The 16,587-nt window shown below is 71.7% G+C and carries 15 protein-coding genes; 9 read left to right on the top strand and 6 right to left on the bottom strand.

All coding sequences use genetic code 11. The features are described 5' to 3' along the window. Positions 1 to 144 precede the first annotated feature (144 nt). From CXQ92_RS09410 to CXQ92_RS09390, 5 genes are all read left to right on the top strand, one after another. Positions 145 to 627 (top strand): PGPGW domain-containing protein, encoded by a 483-nt coding sequence (locus CXQ92_RS09410; protein ID WP_104167493.1) that lies wholly within the window; start codon positions 145 to 147, stop codon positions 625 to 627. A 51-nt stretch (positions 628 to 678) separates the two neighbouring features. Beyond that, positions 679 to 1,602, top strand: coding sequence for a carbohydrate kinase (locus CXQ92_RS09405; RefSeq protein ID WP_104167492.1), 924 nt, complete (start codon positions 679 to 681; stop codon positions 1,600 to 1,602). A 31-nt stretch (positions 1,603 to 1,633) separates the two neighbouring features. Beyond that, complete coding sequence (locus CXQ92_RS09400) at positions 1,634 to 2,161, top strand: YbhB/YbcL family Raf kinase inhibitor-like protein (RefSeq protein WP_104167491.1); 528 nt, start codon at positions 1,634 to 1,636, stop codon at positions 2,159 to 2,161. 77 nt (positions 2,162 to 2,238) lie between these two features. Continuing rightward, positions 2,239 to 3,048 (top strand): HAD family hydrolase, encoded by an 810-nt coding sequence (locus CXQ92_RS09395; RefSeq protein WP_104168182.1) that lies wholly within the window; start codon positions 2,239 to 2,241, stop codon positions 3,046 to 3,048. Beyond that, the gene (locus CXQ92_RS09390; RefSeq protein ID WP_258069837.1) at positions 3,026 to 3,856 is read left to right on the top strand and encodes a glycerophosphodiester phosphodiesterase family protein; all 831 of its coding nucleotides are present in this window, start codon (positions 3,026 to 3,028) and stop codon (positions 3,854 to 3,856) included. Before CXQ92_RS09395 ends, CXQ92_RS09390 begins: the two co-directional genes overlap by 23 nt. A gap of 151 nt (positions 3,857 to 4,007) precedes the next feature. Here CXQ92_RS09390 and CXQ92_RS09385 read toward each other — a convergent pair whose 3' ends face one another. Further along, complete coding sequence (locus CXQ92_RS09385) at positions 4,008 to 5,009, bottom strand: hypothetical protein (RefSeq protein WP_146067426.1); 1,002 nt, start codon at positions 5,007 to 5,009, stop codon at positions 4,008 to 4,010. A gap of 56 nt (positions 5,010 to 5,065) precedes the next feature. Then, a complete protein-coding gene (locus CXQ92_RS09380) occupies positions 5,066 to 6,394 on the bottom strand; it encodes a uracil-xanthine permease family protein (RefSeq protein WP_104167489.1) in 1,329 nt (442 codons plus the stop codon). 96 nt (positions 6,395 to 6,490) lie between these two features. On the opposite strand from CXQ92_RS09380, the gene CXQ92_RS09375 reads away from it, so the two are divergent. Then, on the top strand, positions 6,491 to 7,342 hold the full coding sequence (locus CXQ92_RS09375; RefSeq protein WP_104167488.1) for an SDR family NAD(P)-dependent oxidoreductase: 852 nt from the start codon (positions 6,491 to 6,493) through the stop codon (positions 7,340 to 7,342). After that, the gene (locus CXQ92_RS09370) at positions 7,339 to 8,727 is read left to right on the top strand and encodes an aldehyde dehydrogenase family protein (protein WP_104167487.1); all 1,389 of its coding nucleotides are present in this window, start codon (positions 7,339 to 7,341) and stop codon (positions 8,725 to 8,727) included. The genes CXQ92_RS09375 and CXQ92_RS09370 overlap by 4 nt, the downstream gene beginning before the upstream one ends. Positions 8,728 to 8,735: 8 nt before the next feature. On the opposite strand, the gene pgm is transcribed toward CXQ92_RS09370, so the two are convergent. Continuing rightward, on the bottom strand, positions 8,736 to 10,367 hold the full coding sequence (gene pgm / locus CXQ92_RS09365; protein ID WP_104167486.1) for a phosphoglucomutase (alpha-D-glucose-1,6-bisphosphate-dependent): 1,632 nt from the start codon (positions 10,365 to 10,367) through the stop codon (positions 8,736 to 8,738). Positions 10,368 to 10,524: 157 nt separating this feature from the next. Here pgm and CXQ92_RS18140 point away from each other — a divergent pair, with 157 nt between their 5' ends. Further along, complete coding sequence (locus CXQ92_RS18140) at positions 10,525 to 10,692, top strand: hypothetical protein (protein WP_181033610.1); 168 nt, start codon at positions 10,525 to 10,527, stop codon at positions 10,690 to 10,692. A gap of 42 nt (positions 10,693 to 10,734) precedes the next feature. Then, a complete protein-coding gene (locus CXQ92_RS09360) occupies positions 10,735 to 11,928 on the top strand; it encodes a glycerate kinase (RefSeq protein ID WP_104167485.1) in 1,194 nt (397 codons plus the stop codon). Here CXQ92_RS09360 and CXQ92_RS09355 read toward each other — a convergent pair. From CXQ92_RS09355 to CXQ92_RS09345, 3 genes are all read right to left on the bottom strand, one after another. Then, positions 11,925 to 13,448, bottom strand: coding sequence for a long-chain fatty acid--CoA ligase (locus CXQ92_RS09355; RefSeq protein ID WP_104167484.1), 1,524 nt, complete (start codon positions 13,446 to 13,448; stop codon positions 11,925 to 11,927). The two genes, CXQ92_RS09360 and CXQ92_RS09355, sit on opposite strands and share 4 nt — an antisense overlap. A gap of 155 nt (positions 13,449 to 13,603) precedes the next feature. Beyond that, positions 13,604 to 15,067, bottom strand: coding sequence for a peptide MFS transporter (locus CXQ92_RS09350; RefSeq protein WP_104167483.1), 1,464 nt, complete (start codon positions 15,065 to 15,067; stop codon positions 13,604 to 13,606). 46 nt (positions 15,068 to 15,113) lie between these two features. Continuing rightward, positions 15,114 to 16,508, bottom strand: a complete 1,395-nt coding sequence (locus CXQ92_RS09345; protein WP_104167482.1) for an amidase — start codon at positions 16,506 to 16,508, stop codon at positions 15,114 to 15,116. Positions 16,509 to 16,587 lie beyond the last annotated feature (79 nt).

Raw genomic sequence — 16,587 nt, 5'->3', positions numbered from 1 at the left:
TTCGGACCGGCCTTCCATCCACCGGCTTGTCCATGCAAACACATGTATCCCGGTATTTGTTCCGGCCCTCGTGGTCCCCGCCCGGGCCCCCGGTCCCCCTGCCGGGCGTCGTGCGCACTCGGGAGGCTGTGGCATCCTGTGAGCATGGCAGCGAAAGAGCGGTTCCCGGGGTGGGTTCACCGTACCGCCGCCGAGGTGATCGGGTGGACCCTCGTGGTGGTGGGGATCGCCGCCCTCGTCCTGCCCGGCCCCGGGCTCCTGATGCTCGCCGCGGGCCTCGCCGTCCTCTCACGGCACTACCACTGGGCACGGCGGTACCTGAAGCCGCTGAAGGAGAACGCCTTCCATGCCGCAGCCCTCGGGGTGAAGACGATTCCGCGGATCACGGCGAGCTGCATGAGCTCGTTCGTGATCATGACCCTCGGCGTGGTCTGGATCGTGGAACCCACCACGCCCGGCTGGTGGTTCCTCGCGGACAAGTGGTGGCTCTTCGGCGGCACGGGCACGGGGATCAGCCTGATCCTCTCGTCGATGATCGCGCTCGCCCTGATCGTCTACAGCGTGCGGCGCTTCAGGGGCCGGCCGATACCGCCGCGGCCGTCGATCCTCCCCTGGCACTCGAGGTAGGACGACGGGAGAGCCCCGGCCCTCCGCGACCGCGGCTGGTACGTTGAACGGGTGCTCACCGTAATCGGGGAAACCCTCATCGACGAAGTCGTCAGCGACACCGCGTCCATGCGCGCGCACGTGGGAGGCAGTCCCATGAACGTGGCCGTGGGCCTCGCGCGCCTCGGCCACCCCGCCCAGTTCGTCGGCCGGTACGGCGACGACGACTACGGGCGGATGATCCAGCAGCACCTCCGCGACAACGCGGTGCCGTTCCCCGTCCGGCCGGACACCGCTCCCACGAGCGTCGCGACCGCGCGCCTGGACCCCGCGGGGGGTGCGTCCTACGACTTCCAGCTGGTCTGGGACCTCCCGGGACTGGCCCGGCAGAAGGACACGCTCCTCGACGGGTCCACCCTGCTGCACACCGGGTCCATCGCGACCATGCTCGCCCCGGGGGCGGACGACGTCCTGGCCCTCGTGACGAGCGCCCATCCCCTGGTGACCGTCACCTACGATCCCAACTGCCGGCCGACCATCATCCGCGACGCGGTGTTCGCCCGGCAGCAGGCCGAGAAGTTCGTGGCGCTCGCCGACGTCGTCAAGGCCTCCGACGAGGACCTCCAGTGGCTCTACCCCGACCGCACGCCCGAGGAGTCGGCGCGTGCCTGGCTGGACGCCGGTCCGGCCGTCGTCGTCGTGACACGCGGCTCGAAGGGCCCGTGGGGCGTCTGCCGTGCGGGCGAGGTGTCCGTCCCCGCGCCGCCCACGTCCGTGGTGGACACCGTCGGCGCCGGGGACTCGTTCATGGCGGCCCTCCTGGGCTCGCTCGTGGATTCCGGGCTCGACGGCGCCCATCACCGCGACGCGCTGCTCCGAATCACCCGTGAGCAGCTGACCGGGATGCTGCAGTACGCGGCACGCGCCGCGGCCATCACGGTGTCCCGCCCGGGAGCGAACCCGCCCACGCGGGACGAGATGGTCCACGCCGCGTGAGGACCCCGACCGACGACCAGAGGAGCACGCGATGACCCGCGATCCGTACGCAGACCTTCCGCAGGTCCCCGAGTTCGACCTCACCAGCGAGACCGTCACCGACGGCGCTCCCCTCGACGCCGCGCAGGCGTCCGGGATGATGGGGGCGGGCGGCAAGGACGAGTCGCCGCAGCTCGCCTGGAGCGGCTTCCCCGAGGGCACCCGGAGCTTCGCGGTCACGGTCTACGACCCGGACGCGCCGACCGCGAGCGGCTTCTGGCACTGGGCGGTCGCGAACCTGCCCATGAGCACCACGTGGCTGCCCGCCGGCGCGGGAACGGAGGGTTCCGGCCTGCTGCCGGAGGGTGCCGTGCAGCTGCGGAACGACGGCGGGTTCCCCGGTTTCGTGGGCGCCGCGCCACCCGAGGGGCACGGGCCGCACCACTACCACGTGGTGGTCCACGCCGTGGATGTCGAGTCGCTGGACCTCTCCGCCGACGCCAGCCCCGCCTACCTCGGTTTCAACCTGTTCTCCCACACCATCGGCCGCGCCCGCCTGACCGGCACGTACGAGCAGTAGCGGCCCCGCCGACAAGCCCCTGCAGGTGACTGCCCGGCGCCGGTAGGGTGGAGGTCCCGAACCTGAAGGAGTGGACGATGCGCCTCGTGGCGAGCGACATGGACGGCACCGTCGTCGGGCATGACGGCAGGATGAGCGAGCGCACAATCCGTGCGTTCCGTGCCTGCGTGGAGGCCGGGGTGGACGTCGTCTTCGTCACGGGCCGTCCGCCACGCTGGCTCCAGCCCCTCCGTGACCAGCTCGGGCATACGGGGACGGTCATCTGCTCCAACGGCGCCCTGACGTACGACCTCGAGTCGGAGCGCGTGCTCGACGCGAAGCTCCTCGCACCCGAGAACATCTATGCCGCCCGCGACATCATCCGGAAGCTCTTCCCGGCGGCCACCTTCGCGGCCGAGACCGTGTCGGGATTCAAGGTGGAGTCGGGTTTTGCCGACCCCTCCACGGCCGAACTGCTCGGTGGCCTCACGGCCCAGGCCTTCGAGGAGTCCCTGCCCGGCGAGGACATCGTGAAGTTCCTCGCACGGGAGAGGGCCGTCTCGCCCGACCACTTCCTGGCCGTCGTCCGGCCCGCCGTCGCACACCTGGTCTCCACGACCCACTCCGCACCCACGATGGCCCTGCTCGAGATGGCCCTGCCGGAGATCAACAAGTCCGTCACCCTCGCGCAGTACGCGGCGGCACGCGGGATCGACGCCGCCGACGTCGTCGCCTTCGGGGACATGCCCAACGACGTCCAGATGCTCGACTGGGCGGGCCACGGGTACGCGATGGCCTCCGGGCACCCCGACGCGCTCGCCGCCGCGAACCTCGTGGCCCCCGCGTTCGACGAGGACGGCGTGGCGCAGATCCTGGAGCAACGGCTTGCGGCGCTCCGCACGGCCTGACACGGGCCGCTACCCCTATCTCGACAACGCGGCGGGATCCCCTCCCCGGCCGCGGCCGATCGCGCTGTCCCACCGGGGCTTCGCCCCCGACGGCGGGGAGAACACGCTGGCCGCCTTCGAACACGCCGTCGCCCTGGGCTTCCGGTACCTCGAGATCGACGTCCATGCCTCGAGCGACGGCGTCGTCATGGTCTTCCACGACGACGTCCTCGACCGCGTCACCGGGGACCGCGGCCCGGTCGCGGCGCGGACCGCGCAGGAACTGGGCCGGCTGTCGGTCGGTGGGGGCGGGGGGATCCCGACGCTCGAGGCCGTCCTGCTGCGCTGGCCGGAGGTGCGCCTCAACGTCGACGTGAAGAGCGACACCTGCGTGCGGCCCTTCGCGGACCTCATCAACCGCCACGCCGCCCACGACCGCGTGCTCGTCGCGTCCTTCTCCGACCGGCGGAGGCGGGCGGTCCTGCGCCTGCTCGACCGGCCGACGGCGTCGTCGGCGGGGATGGCGGTCAACGCGCTCCTGAGGATCGCCGCGCCGCTGGGCCTGGCCGGACCGGTCGCCCGGGCGGCCCGGGTCCACGCGCTGCAGGTCCCCGAGACGTACCGCGGCGTGCGGGTCGTGACGCGGGGCTTCGTCCGGCGCTGCGAGGAAGCGGGCCTGCAGGTGCACGTCTGGACGGTCAACGAGCGGGCCGGGATGGACCGGTTGCTGGACCTCGGCGTCCACGGGATCGTGTCCGATGCCGCGGACGTCCTCGCCGAGTGCATGGGCGAGAGGGCCGTCTGGCCGCAGGGGCGCCCGCCGGACTGAGCCGGTCGGCGTCGAATGCCGCGGGACCCGGTCGTCGGCGCGCGGGTGCGCAGCTGTGGTGGTGGGTGGCGCATCGACGGCACCCGCCGTACATGCGCATCGACGGCACCCGCCGTACATGCGCATCGACGGCGGCAGTGCGGGTGCACGGCTAGAGCTCGAGGACCGGGTCCGTCAGCGTCTTCAGGTAGTGCAGTGCGGCGGGGGCGTACGCGCGCATGGCGTCGTCGTCGGCATGGACCAGCAGGCGCAGCCAGGAGCCGTACCGGTGGATGCCCGCCAGCGTCAGGGCGGGTCCGACGGCGGCCCGCAGCTCCGGCAGCGCCGCGTGGTCGGTCCAGCGTTCGAGGTAGGCCGTGACGACGGACCGGATCCGCGGGTCCTCCGGCGTGGTGTTCCACTGCTCCCGCATCTGCGTGATGGGCACGAGCAGGGCGCTGAACGGGTGTGCCCAGTAGGCGTCCGCGAAGTCGAAGAACCGCAGCGGCTCGGCGTTCGTGCCGGGCAGGAAGCAGTTCCGCGCGTGCAGGTCGTTGTGGTCGAGGGACAGCGGCACCGGGACGGCGCGCAGCGCGTCGACGGCGCGGTGGACGGCCGGCAGGCGGCGCACGACGTCGTCGGCCTCCTCCGCGGACAGGTACATGGGGTGCCCGGCCTGCAGCCCCGTGTGCAGGAGCAGCTGGTTCTCGACGAAGTTCGCCGCAACCTCGGGATTCATGGTGACGAGGCCTGCCTCGGCGAGCCGCTCGCCGTGCGGGGCGGCGATCCGCTGCAGGTCCGCGAAGTCGGTGGTGATGCGGACCCATGCCGCGGCGTCGTCCGATCCGAGGCTGTCGAGCGTCGCGCCGTGGTCCGCCGTCAGCATCCACCCGCGGGAGGGTTCGATCGCGAGCGGGGCCATGACGTGGTCCGGCGCCAGTTCGCCGAGCAGGGACAGGATCGAGGCCTCCGCGAGCTGGCCCAGGTTGTTCTCCTTGAACCAGAGCGTGCCGTGGTCCGTGGGGACCGTGAGCTGCGTCGACCAGAAGCGCAGGCGCGGCTGGTCGGTGGGACCCGTGCGGGTCACGCCGAACGATTCCAGCACCAGGTCGATCCACTGTTCGGCCTGCTGCCGCCATGCGGGGGAGGCCCACACCTCGCGCGGAGTGTTCATCGGGTGCCGGAGGCGGTGGAGGGGCGCATGGATCCCATCTTCGCACCGGTCACGGGTCAGCCCAGCTTCGAGGGCCGTGTTCCGTGGTCGCTCGATTCGAGCTCTTCCGGCCCGGCGACGTGCTCGCTCCCGCGCGCCCGCGCGATCGCCGTCATGCCGTGGAAGATGATGAGCGCGGCGGCCGTACCGAGGGCGATCCCCGCGAAGGTCAGGTCACCGATCACCCAGGTGAAGTCCGCGATGCCGATGACCAGGGCCACCCCGGCCGTCGACAGGTTGATGGGGTTGGAGAAGTTGACCTGATTCTGGACCCAGATACGGACGCCGAGGATACCGATCATGCCGTAGAGGACCACGCCGGCTCCGCCGAGCACCCCGGCGGGGACGGTCGCGATGAGCGCGCCGAACTTCGGGAACAGGCTCAGGAGGATCGCGACGATGCCGGCCACCCAGTACGCGGCCGTCGAGTAGACGCGGGACGCCGCCATCACGCCGATGTTCTCGGCGTAGGTCGTGGTTCCCGACCCGCCACCGGACCCGGCGACCATGGTCGCGAGGCCGTCCGCCATGAGGGCCCGTCCGGTGTACGGGTCGAGGTCCCGCCCCGTCATCGCGGCCACCGACTTCACGTGGCCGATGTTCTCGGCGACCAGCACGAGGACCACGGGGATGAAGAGCCCGACGACGGAGAGGTGGAACTCCGGGGCGGCGAACTCCGGGAGGCCGATCCATGCGGCGCTCCCGATCGCGGCGAAGTCCACCTCGCCGCGGACCATCGCGACGGCGTACCCGGCGAGCACGCCGACGAGGATCGACAGGCGCCCGAGGATGCCCTTGAACAGCACCGTGACGAGCAGGATCGAGATCACCGTGACCAGTGCGGTCAGGGGCGCCTGCTCGAAGCTCGCCTTCGCGGTCGGCGCGAGGTTGAGCCCGATCAGCGCCACGATGGCACCCGTGACGACGGGCGGCATGGCCACCTGGATCCACCGGGTACCCGCCGTGTGGACGATCAGGCCGATCAGCGCGAGGGCCGCACCGGCCATGATGATGCCGCCGAGCGCGCCCGCTGCCCCGTGCTGGGACTGGGCCGCCGCGATCGGGGCGATGAACGCGAAGCTCGACCCCAGGTAGCTCGGCACCCGCCCGGCGGTGATCACCAGGAACAGGATGGTCCCGATCCCCGAGAAGAGCAGGGTGGTCGACGGCGGGAACCCGGTGATGAGCGGGACGAGGAAGGTCGCGCCGAACATCGCGACGACGTGCTGGGCGCCGATGCCGATGGTCCTGGGCCAGGTCAGGCGTTCCTCCGGAGCGACGAATCCGCCCGGCCGGACGTTCTTCCCGTCACCGTGGAGGGTCCAGCCGATGCCTCGTGCACTCATGGGTATGCCTTCCAAAGCGGGTCGGGGTTCCGGGAAAGTTTACCGGGAGCGTGGGGCCGGGATGTTACGTTGCTTGTTCCGGAGGAAGAGGCACGCATGGGATTCACGGTTCGGGGGCGCATCGTCCTGGTCACGGGTGCCGGCATGGGCATGGGCAGGTTGTACGCCGAACGCGCGGCGAGGGAGGGTGCGGCCGCCGTCGTGCTGTGGGACGTGGACGGCCGCGCCCTCGAGGACGTGGTCGCGGGCCTCGCCTCGAGCGCTGCCTCCGTGCACAGCTATGTGGTCGACGTGGCGTCCGTGGAGTCCGTCCAGGCGGCCGCGGGCGCCGTCCTCGACGAGGTCGGCGTGCCGGACGTCCTGGTGAACAACGCCGGGATCGTGCGCGGGAAGTACTTCTGGGAGCACGACCACCACGCCGACATCGATCTCACGCTGCGCATCAACACCGGCGGGCCCATGCACGTGACGCGCGCGTTCCTGCCCGCGATGATGGAACGCGGCACGCCCGCGCGGATCCTCAACGTCGCCTCCGCCTCCGGCACGCTGGCCGTGCCCCGCATGAGCGTCTACGCGGCCTCGAAGTGGGCGGTCATCGGCTGGAGCGACTCGCTGCGCCTGGAACTGGTGTCCACGGGCCACCCCATCGGCGTCACCACGCTCATCCCGAGCTACATCAGGACCGGCATGTTCGACGGCGCCCGCGGCCCGCTCATGACACCCCTGATGGAGCCGGAGTACGTCGTCGACAAGGCATGGCGCGCCATGCTGGCCGGCCGGGCCCGCGTCCAGCTGCCCTGGACGGTGCAGCTCGCCGGGATCCTCCGCAATATCCTGCCGCAGCCGGTCTGGGACGTCGTGGCGGGCCGGGTCTTCAGGGTGTACAGCTCCATGGACGGATTCACCGGGCGCCCGAGCACCGCCCCCGATCAGGAGGGCGCCCGATGAGCACCGACACGCACGTGACGGACGCCGCGGGACTGCTGGCGGACCGGCGACGATACTTCGACACGGGCGTCACGCGCCCCGCGGCGTGGCGCCGTGGACAGCTGAGCGCCCTGCGCCGGCTGCTCTCCGAGCGGGCGGACGACCTCACGACGGCCCTCGAGGAGGACCTCGGCAAGAGCCGCACGGAGGCGTTCCTCGCCGAGGTCGCCTCCGTGCGAGCCGAGGTCGACTTCGCCCTGAAGCATCTGGACCGATGGATGGTGCCCGAGAAGGTCGGCGTGCCCGCCGGGCTGCTCCCGGCCCGGGCATGGACGCAGGCCCGACCGCTCGGCGTCGTGCTGATCATCGGGCCGTGGAACTACCCGGCCCAGCTCGTGCTGGCGCCCCTCGTCGGGGCGCTCGCCGCAGGCAACGCCGCCGTGCTCAAGCCCAGCGAACTCGCCGGCGCGACGTCCCGGACGCTCGCCCGGCTCGTGCCGGAGTACCTGGACCCGGAGGCCGTCACGGTCGTCGAGGGCGGCGTCGAGGCCAGCACGGCGCTGCTCGGACAGCCGTTCGACCACATCTTCTACACCGGGGGTGAGCGCGTCGGCAGGATCGTCATGAGGGCCGCGGCCGAACACCTGACGCCGGTGACCCTGGAGCTGGGCGGGAAGTCGCCCGCCGTCGTCGTGGGCGGGGACCTCCGCGCCGCGGCCCGAAGGATCGCACTCGGCAAGTTCATGAACGCGGGGCAGACGTGCGTGGCCCCCGACTACATCCTGACGACGCCGGACGCCGCGCCGGAACTGGCCGCAGCGCTGGCGGACACCGTCCGGGACTTCTACGGGAGCGACCCGCTGACGTCCCGCGACTACGGGCGGATCATCAATGAGCACCACTTCGACCGCCTCGTGGGCCTGCTGGCGGACGGCACCGTGGTCTCGGGCGGACGGCACGAGCGCGCCGAGCGGTACATCGAGCCGACCATCCTGCGCGACGTCGACCCCTCGTCCGCCCTCATGCAGGAGGAGATCTTCGGGCCGCTGCTGCCGATCCTCGAGGTCGAGGACCTGGACGAGGCGATCCGCTTCATCGGCGCCCGCCCGCACCCGCTCGCCGCCTACCTGTTCAGCGACCGCGACGAGCACCTGCGCGGGTTCAGGGAGCGCGTCCAGGCCGGGGGGATCGCCCACAACGTCTGCACCATCCAGGTCGCGGTCCCCGGCCTGCCGTTCGGTGGCGTCGGCGCGAGCGGGACCGGCAGCTACCACGGGCGGCAGTCGTTCCTGACCTTCAGCCACCTGCAGCCCGTGATCTCCAAGCCCACCGGGGTGGATACGCTGCGGCTCGCGTACCCACCCTTCGGGCCGATCAAACGGAAGCTGCTGAGGAGGCTCCTGTAGCACCAGGGTCAGCTGATCACGCCGTCCACCAGGGCCTTCGCCTCGGCCTGCACCTGCTTCAGGTGCTCCTCGCCCCTGAAGGACTCGGCGTAGATCTTGTAGACGTCCTCGGTGCCCGACGGCCGTGCCGCGAACCACGCGTTCTCGGTGGTCACCTTCAGGCCGCCCACGGACGCGCCGTTGCCCGGGGCCTCCGTGAGGCGGGCCGTGATCTCCTCGCCGGCGAGGCTCGTCGCGGTGACGTCCGACGGCGAGAGCTTGCCGAGCGCCGCCTTCTGCTCGCGCGTGGCCGCGGCGTCGATCCGCGCGTAGACCGGTGCGCCGAAGCGGTCGGTCAGCCCGGCATAGTGCTGGGACGGGGTACTGCCGGTCACCGCGGTGATCTCCGAGGCGAGCAGGGCCAGCAGGAGGCCGTCCTTGTCGGTGCTCCACGGCGTGCCGTCGAGGCGCAGGAAGGACGCACCGGCGGACTCCTCACCGCCGAAGGCCAGGTCGCCGCTCAGCAGGCCGGGCACGAACCACTTGAAGCCCACGGGGACCTCGTGCAGCACGCGTCCGAGGTCCGCCGCGACGCGGTCGATGATCGACGACGAGACGAGGGTCTTGCCGATCACGGCGTCCGCGCGCCAGTCGGGCCGGTTCGCGTACAGGTACTGGATGGCGACGGCGAGGTAGTGGTTCGGGTTCATGAGGCCGCCGTCGGGTGTGACGATCCCGTGGCGGTCCGCGTCGGCGTCGTTGCCGGTGGCGATGTCGAACTCCGTGGCCCGCTTGATCAGGGAGGCCATCGCGAACGGGGAGGAGCAGTCCATCCGGATCTTCTCGTCCCAGTCCAGCGTCATGAACGCCCACTGCGGGTCCACGGTCGGGTTCACGACCGTTAGGTTCAGGTTGTGGCGCTCCCCGATCGCGCCCCAGTAGTCCACGGAGGCGCCACCCATGGGGTCCGCACCGATGTGCACGTCGGCCGAGCGGATGGCGTCGAGGTTCAGCACGGACGGGAGGTCGTCCACGTAGTGCTGCAGGAAGTCGTAGCTGCCGATCCCGTCCGCCGTGCGGGCCTGGGCGATCGGCAGGCGCTTCACCCCGCGCAGGCCGTCCTCGAGCAGGGCGTTGGCGCGGTCGGCGATCCAGTTGGTGGCATCGGAGTCGGCGGGGCCGCCGTGCGGAGGGTTGTACTTGAAGCCGCCGTCACCCGGAGGGTTGTGCGAGGGCGTGATGACGATGCCGTCGGCCTGCTCGGTGCGCGACGCGTTGTGGGCGAGGATCGCGTGGGACACGGCCGGGGTGGGGGTGTAGGCGCCGCGGGCGTCGACCAGGACGGTCACCCGGTTGGCCGCGAGGACCTCCAGGGCGGTGTTCTGCGCCGGCTCGGACAGGGCGTGGGTGTCCTTGCCCATGAACAGGGGGCCCGTGATGCCCTGACCGGCGCGGTACTCGACGATCGCCTGCGTGATCGCCGCGATGTGCCCCTCGTTGAAGGAGGACTTCAGGGACGAGCCACGGTGGCCGGACGTGCCGAACGCCACCCGCTGGGCGGGATCGGAGAGATCGGGCTCGACGTCGAAGTACGCGTCGAGCAGTTTGGTCACGTCGATGAGGTCGCTGGGGAGGGCCACTGTGCCCGCTCGGTTAGCCATGGCCCCAGCATGTCAAAGAACGGCCCCGATTACACCAGTGCAGCGCGGGTTACGCGGGAGTTCCGTGGGCGCGATGGCGGGTTGCCCGCGGACCGATCATCAGTAAGCTGAGTATCAGCGCCCGGCCAGGGAGCAGACGCATCAGGAAGGCAGCACCATGAGCGAGAATCCCGACGACACCCCCACCGCCGATCCCGAGGAGCAGGGCGCCGACCAGGCCGGCACACCGGAGGAGCAGGACGCCGGCGGCTACGGCGGACCCGGCATCGAGGAAGAGGTGGCCCCCGGCTTCGAGGCGGACAACGGCGGCGAGACCGGCGCCTGACCGGCGCCTGACCGTCCGGGGCGCGCCCGTTAGGGTGGACGCGTGACCACGTCCGCGCCTCGCCGCCCGCTCAGGATCGTCCTCGCACCCGACTCCCTCAAGGGGAGCCTTCCGGCAGCGGGGGCTGCCCTCGCCATGTCCGCGGGTGTGACGGCGGCCGCCGCCCGCCTGGGCCATCCGGCGCCCGACGTCGTCCTGGTACCCCTTGCCGACGGTGGTGAGGGGACGCTGGACGCCCTTCTCGCGGCCTGGCGCGTCGAGGCGCGGACCACCTCCTGCCACGACGCCGCCGGCCGGGTGCGGACCGCGCGTTACGGCATCTCCGAGGACCACGGCGCGCCCGGCTCCCGGGTCCGGGGGGTCCTCGAGGCGGCTGAGGCCAACGGCCTGCCCCTGGTCGCCGACCGTCCCCTCGACGCCCTCGCCGCCACCAGCTACGGCGTGGGCGAGATCGCGGCCCGCCTCCTCGACGACGGCGCGGACGAGATCCTGCTGTGCATCGGCGGGTCGGCGACGACCGACGGCGGTGCCGGCCTCCTGGCAGCCCTCGGGGCCCGCTTCCTCGACGCCGACGGCGACCCGCTCACCCCGGGCGGCGGCGCGCTGGGCGCCCTCGCGACCATCGACGTGTCGCAGCTCCACCCCCGGGCCCGTGACGTCCGCTGGCGCATCGCCGTGGACGTCGACAACCCCCTGTGCGGACCGCGCGGCGCCGCGACGGTCTTCGGGCCGCAGAAGGGCGCGACGCCGGACGACGTCGTCGTCCTCGAAGCAGGGCTCTCCCGCCTGGCGCGGGTGGTCGCCGGGTCGACGGGCGTGGACATGCTCGAGGTGCCGGGGGCGGGCGCGGCCGGTGGACTCCCCGCCGTCCTCGTCCCGTTCCTCGGCGCCGAGATCGTGCCCGGCTCCGCCCTCGTGGCCGACGCCGTCGGACTCGCCGGCGCGCTCGCCGACGCGGATCTCGTGCTCACCGGCGAGGGCTCCTTCGACGCCCAGTCGCTCGGCGGGAAGGTGGTCCACGCCGTCGTGGCGAACGCCCCCGCGGCGTGCGCCGTCGTGGTGATCGCCGGGCGCGTCCAGCTCCCGGCCGCCCGGGTGCACGACGCCGGGCTGGCGGCGGCATTCTCCCTCGCGACCGGACCGATGGCCCTCGACGAACTGATCGAGGGGGCCGGGGCCCTGATGGAGGATGCCGCCGCGCAGGTCTACGGCGTCTTCAGCGCGGGCCGGGTCTAGACCGTGATCTCGCGCTTGAGGATCTTGCCCGTGGGTCCCTTGGGCAGCGCCTCGACGAGCACTACGCGGCGCGGGTACTTGTAGGCGGCCACGCGCTCCTTCGCGAAGGCGATGATCTCCGCCGCGAGGGCCTCGCGGGCGGCGTCATCGGCGGGTGCGTGCTCGGCCCGGACGCCGACGACCGCGACGATCTCCTCCCCGTGCAGGTCGTCCGGCACGCCGATCACCGCGGCTTCCGCCACCGCGGGGTGCTCGTACAGGACCTCCTCGACCTCCCGCGGGTACACGTTGTAACCCCCGCGGAGGATCACGTCCTTCTTGCGGTCCACGATGAAGAGGAGGCCGTCCTCGTCCACGCGCGCGAGGTCCCCCGTGCGGAACCAGCCGTCGGGGATGGCGGCCTCGGTGGCGTCCGCGTTCTCCCAGTAGCCCTTCATCACGCAGTGGCCGCGCACGGCGAGTTCTCCCACCTCGCCCTGGGGCACCTCGGTGCCCTGCGGGTCGAGCATCCTCACCTCGACGCCGTCCACCGGGGTGCCGATGGAACCGGGCTTGCGGAGTTGTCCCACGCGGTTGAAGCTCACGATCGGCGAGGTCTCGGACAGGCCGTAGCCCTCCAGCAGGTCCGCCCCGAACACACGCTCGAACTCGTGCAGCACCTCGACCGGCAGCGCGGACCCGCCGGACACGGCCACGCGGACGGAGGAGAGGTCCGTGCCGGTGACGCCCGGGTGGCGCAGCATCGCGACGTACATGGTGGGGACGCCCTCGAAGATCGTCACGCGGTCCCGCTGGATGATCTCGAGCGCCTTGCCGGGCTCGAAGCGGGGGAGCAGGGTCACGGTGGCGCCCGTGAGCACCGCGGCGTTCAGCGCGCAGGTCTGCCCGAAGATGTGGAAGAACGGGAGCCCCCCGAAGAGGACCTCGCCCTCCTTCGTGCCCATGAGGTCGCGGGAGATCTCCGTGTTCCGGGAGAGGTTGGCGTGGGAGAGCGTGGCGCCCTTGGGCCGCCCAGTGGTCCCGGAGGTGTACAGCACCACGGCGGTGTCCTCGCCGTCGAGTTCGACGACGCCCGGGGTCGGCTCGGCCGCGGAGACGCGCTGCATGAAGGCGCCGCCGTCGACCGTCACGACGGCGACGTCCCCGCCCGTCCCGGCACCGGAGCCCTCGGCGCCGGCCTGCGCCTCGGCGATGATGCCCTCCCATGCGAACACGAGCTTCGCGCCCGAGTCGGTGAGGTGGTAGGCGACCTCGCGCCCCTTGAGGAGAGGGTTCAGCGGGACGACGACGGCGCCGGCCCGGAGGACCCCGTAGTAGACGAATGCCATCTGAGGAATATTCGGCATGATCAGGGCCACGCGGTCGCCGCGCTGCACCCCGTGCTCCGCGAGGAGCGTGGCGACCTTCTGGCTGAGCGCCTCGAGGGCGCCGAAGGTGACCTCGACGTCGTCGAGCTTGATGGCCACCGCCGCGGGGCTCCTCGTCGCAGTGGCCACGAGGTTGTTGGCGAGGTTCGACACGCGATCTCCTTTGATCTCTCAACGCTTCCCTGCAGGGATCCTGCATCTGCCGGTACGGATGTTACCGGTGGGTAGAAGTCTGTGGGATCGGGGGCATCCACGCAACAGGACCCCCCCCGGCGGCCGGAGAGGGTCCTGTCGCGGAGGGGCCGGAGCTACCGGACGCCGCTCATGGCCTTCCGGATCGCGGGGGCTCCCGCGAGCAGTGCCGCGCCCAGGATGATCGCCGTGACACCGCTGAACGCGAAGTACGGCACCTCCGTCTCCTCGGAGTAGAGGCCGGCGAGCAGGCCGGACACCGTGGTGCCGAGCGAGATGGAGAGGAAGAACAGGGCGAGCATCTGGGTGCGGAACGCCTCGGGCGCCAGCTTGGTGGTCACGGACAGGCCGATGGGGGAGATGAACAGCTCCGCGAAGGTGAACAGCAGCAGGATCGCGGCAAGGCCCATCAGCGGCGTGCTGTTGGGCCCGCCACCGGCGAAGGGGATGAAGGCGAGGAAGGCGATACCCATGACGATGAGGCCGAGGGAGAACTTCACGGGCGAGGACGGCTGGCGGCTGCCGAGCCGCGTCCACAGGGTGGCGAAGACCCCGGCGAAGATGATGATGAACACGGGGTTGATGGACTGCACCATGCCGGGGGGCATCTCCCACCCGAACAGGTTCCGGTCCAGGCGGCTCTCGGAGTAGAGCGCCACCACGGTGAACTGCTGCTGGAACAGGGACCAGAATGCGGCGCTGGCCACGAAGAGCGGCATGAAGGAGTACACCCGGCGCCGCTCGACGCCGGAGACCTTGCTGCTCGAGAGGATCACCGCGAAGTAGGCGATGGTCGCGGCGATCGCCGTGTACGCCATGACGTCGGCCAGATTGCCGGCGTTGAGCAGCCCGGTGGCCAGGACCACGACGAGGAGCGCGACGGCGGCGGCGGCGATGCCGATCCAGCGCCGGTACTCGGTGCGGGGCAGGGGATTCTCGACCTCGTGCGCTGCCGCCGGGAGATTCCTGCGGGCGAGGGAGTACTGGATCAGCCCTGCGGCCATGCCGACCGCGGCCAGTCCGAAGCCCACATGGAAGCCGTAGGCGTCCCAGGCCAGGTTCGTCAGCAGCGGGCCCACGAGGGCGCCGATGTTGATGCCCATGTAGAAGATGGAGAAGCCGGCATCGCGTCGATCGTCACCGGACCGGTAGAGCGTGCCGACGAGCGAGGAGGCGTTCGCCTTGAGCCCGCCGGAGCCGACACCGACCAGCACGAGGCCGGCCGCGAGGCCCGTCACGCCGGGCAGCAGGGCGAGGGCGACGTGCCCGCACATGATGACGATCGCCGAGGAGAACAGCACCCGCTCCGAGCCGAACACGCGGTCGGCGAGCCACGCGCCGAGGATCGTCGAGAGGTAGACGCCGCCGCCGTACGCGCCCACGAGTCCGGCCGCCAGTCCCGGGTCGAACCCGAGGCCGCCCTCGGCCAGGGAGTACGTCATGTAGTAGAGGAGCAGCGCCTGCATCCCGTAGAACGAGAACCGCTCCCACAGTTCGACGCTGAAGAGGTTGGCGAGCATGCGGGGGTGGCCGAGGAATGTCTTCTCGCCGGTGTCGACGGCGGGCAGCGTGGTACTCATTCTTTCCATGGTGCCGCGCGGCACCGGGGGATGCAAAGTCGCGGAACTACTGCCGATGTGCCTCGATGTGCGCCGCCGCGGCGAGCAGTTGCGCCTCCTCCCCGGGCCTGCCGATGAGCTGCACGCTCATCGACAGGCCGTCGGGCAGGCGCAGGGTCGGGACGGTGACGGCGGGCAGGCCGCAGACGTTCACCATCGAGGTGTAGGGCGAGTACTGGCACTGCCGCACGTAGTCGGTGTCGCCGTCGGCGTCGGTGTACCAGCCGATCGGTCGCGGGGTCATGGCGAGCGCCGGTGTGAGGATCATGTCGTAGCGGGAGTACTGCTCGATGGTGTCGTGCTCGAACAGCCGCAGCACGTCGACGGCGCCTGCGAGGTCGGCCGCGCTGCGTCCGAGGGCCCGGCGCCGCAGCACCCGCGTGATGTCCGTCAGGCGGTCCTCGCGGTCGTCGGGGATCGGGGCCGTGGCCAGTCCGGCCGTCCAGACGAGCTGGAAGGCGTCGTGGTAGCGCGGGTCGTAGGTGAGGTCGGCCTCCACGAGGTCGTGGCCGGCGCGCTGCAGCGTCCCGATGCCGGCGGTGAACGCGTCCGTGGCGGCGCTGTCGAGGCCGATCTCCATGGCCCGGGCGAAGGGCGACGCCGTGCTGACGCCGATCCGGAAGCGCCCCTCGGCCCGCAGGGCCGCGTCCGTGAAGGAGCCCGGGTAGCGGGACGCCGCGCTCGTGGGCCGGTAGTTCGGTTCCTGCACCAGTGCATCGAGCAGCAGCCCGGCGTCCACCGCGGAGTGGGCGAGGGGGCCGGCGACGACGAACTGGCCGAGATCGGCCTGCCCGGATCCCGACGGCACCCGGCCCCGGTTCGGCTTGAGGCCCACCAGGCCGGTGGCGGCCGCGGGGATGCGGATGGATCCGCCGCCGTCCGTCCCGGGCGCGAACGGGATCAACCGCGCCGCCACCGCCGCGGCGCTGCCGCCGGAGGAGCCGCCCGGGCTGAGCCGGCGGTCGAGGGGGTTGCGGGCCGGCGGGGCGATGCGGTTCTCGCTGTAGCAGCTCAGCCCGAACTCGGGCACCTGGGTCTTGCCGAGGCTGACGGCCCCGGCCCGGCGCAGCACCGCGGCGAGCGGGGCGTCCTGCCCGGCGACGGCGTGGTCGAGGGCGGCCGTACCCAGCGTGGTCCGCACGCCGGCGACGTCGGTGAGGTCCTTGTGGGCGAGGGGCATGCCGTGCAGGGGGCCGAGGGCCGCACCCGAGGCGCGGACGCGATCGGCGTTGTCGGCGGCGCGGAGGGCGTCGTCGTGCGTGACCGTGACGAACGAGCCGAGCTCGGGGTCCAGGGCGTCGATCCGGCGGAGGAAGTGCTCGGTGACCTCCCGGGCGCCGGCGGCGCCGCGCGCCAGGGCGTCCCGGAGGGTGAGTGCGGAGAGTTCGTGGAGTTCGCTCATCAGGGACCACTATAGGAGCCGCCGCAGGGCGGGGCGGACCGTAGCAATAGCGACGCCCCGCCGCCCCGTGAAAAGGTGG

Source organism: Arthrobacter sp. SX1312, assembly GCF_002929295.1.
In the GTDB taxonomy this organism is placed as follows: domain Bacteria; phylum Actinomycetota; class Actinomycetes; order Actinomycetales; family Micrococcaceae; genus Arthrobacter_D.
This window is presented reverse-complemented; position numbering and strand designations above follow the sequence as displayed.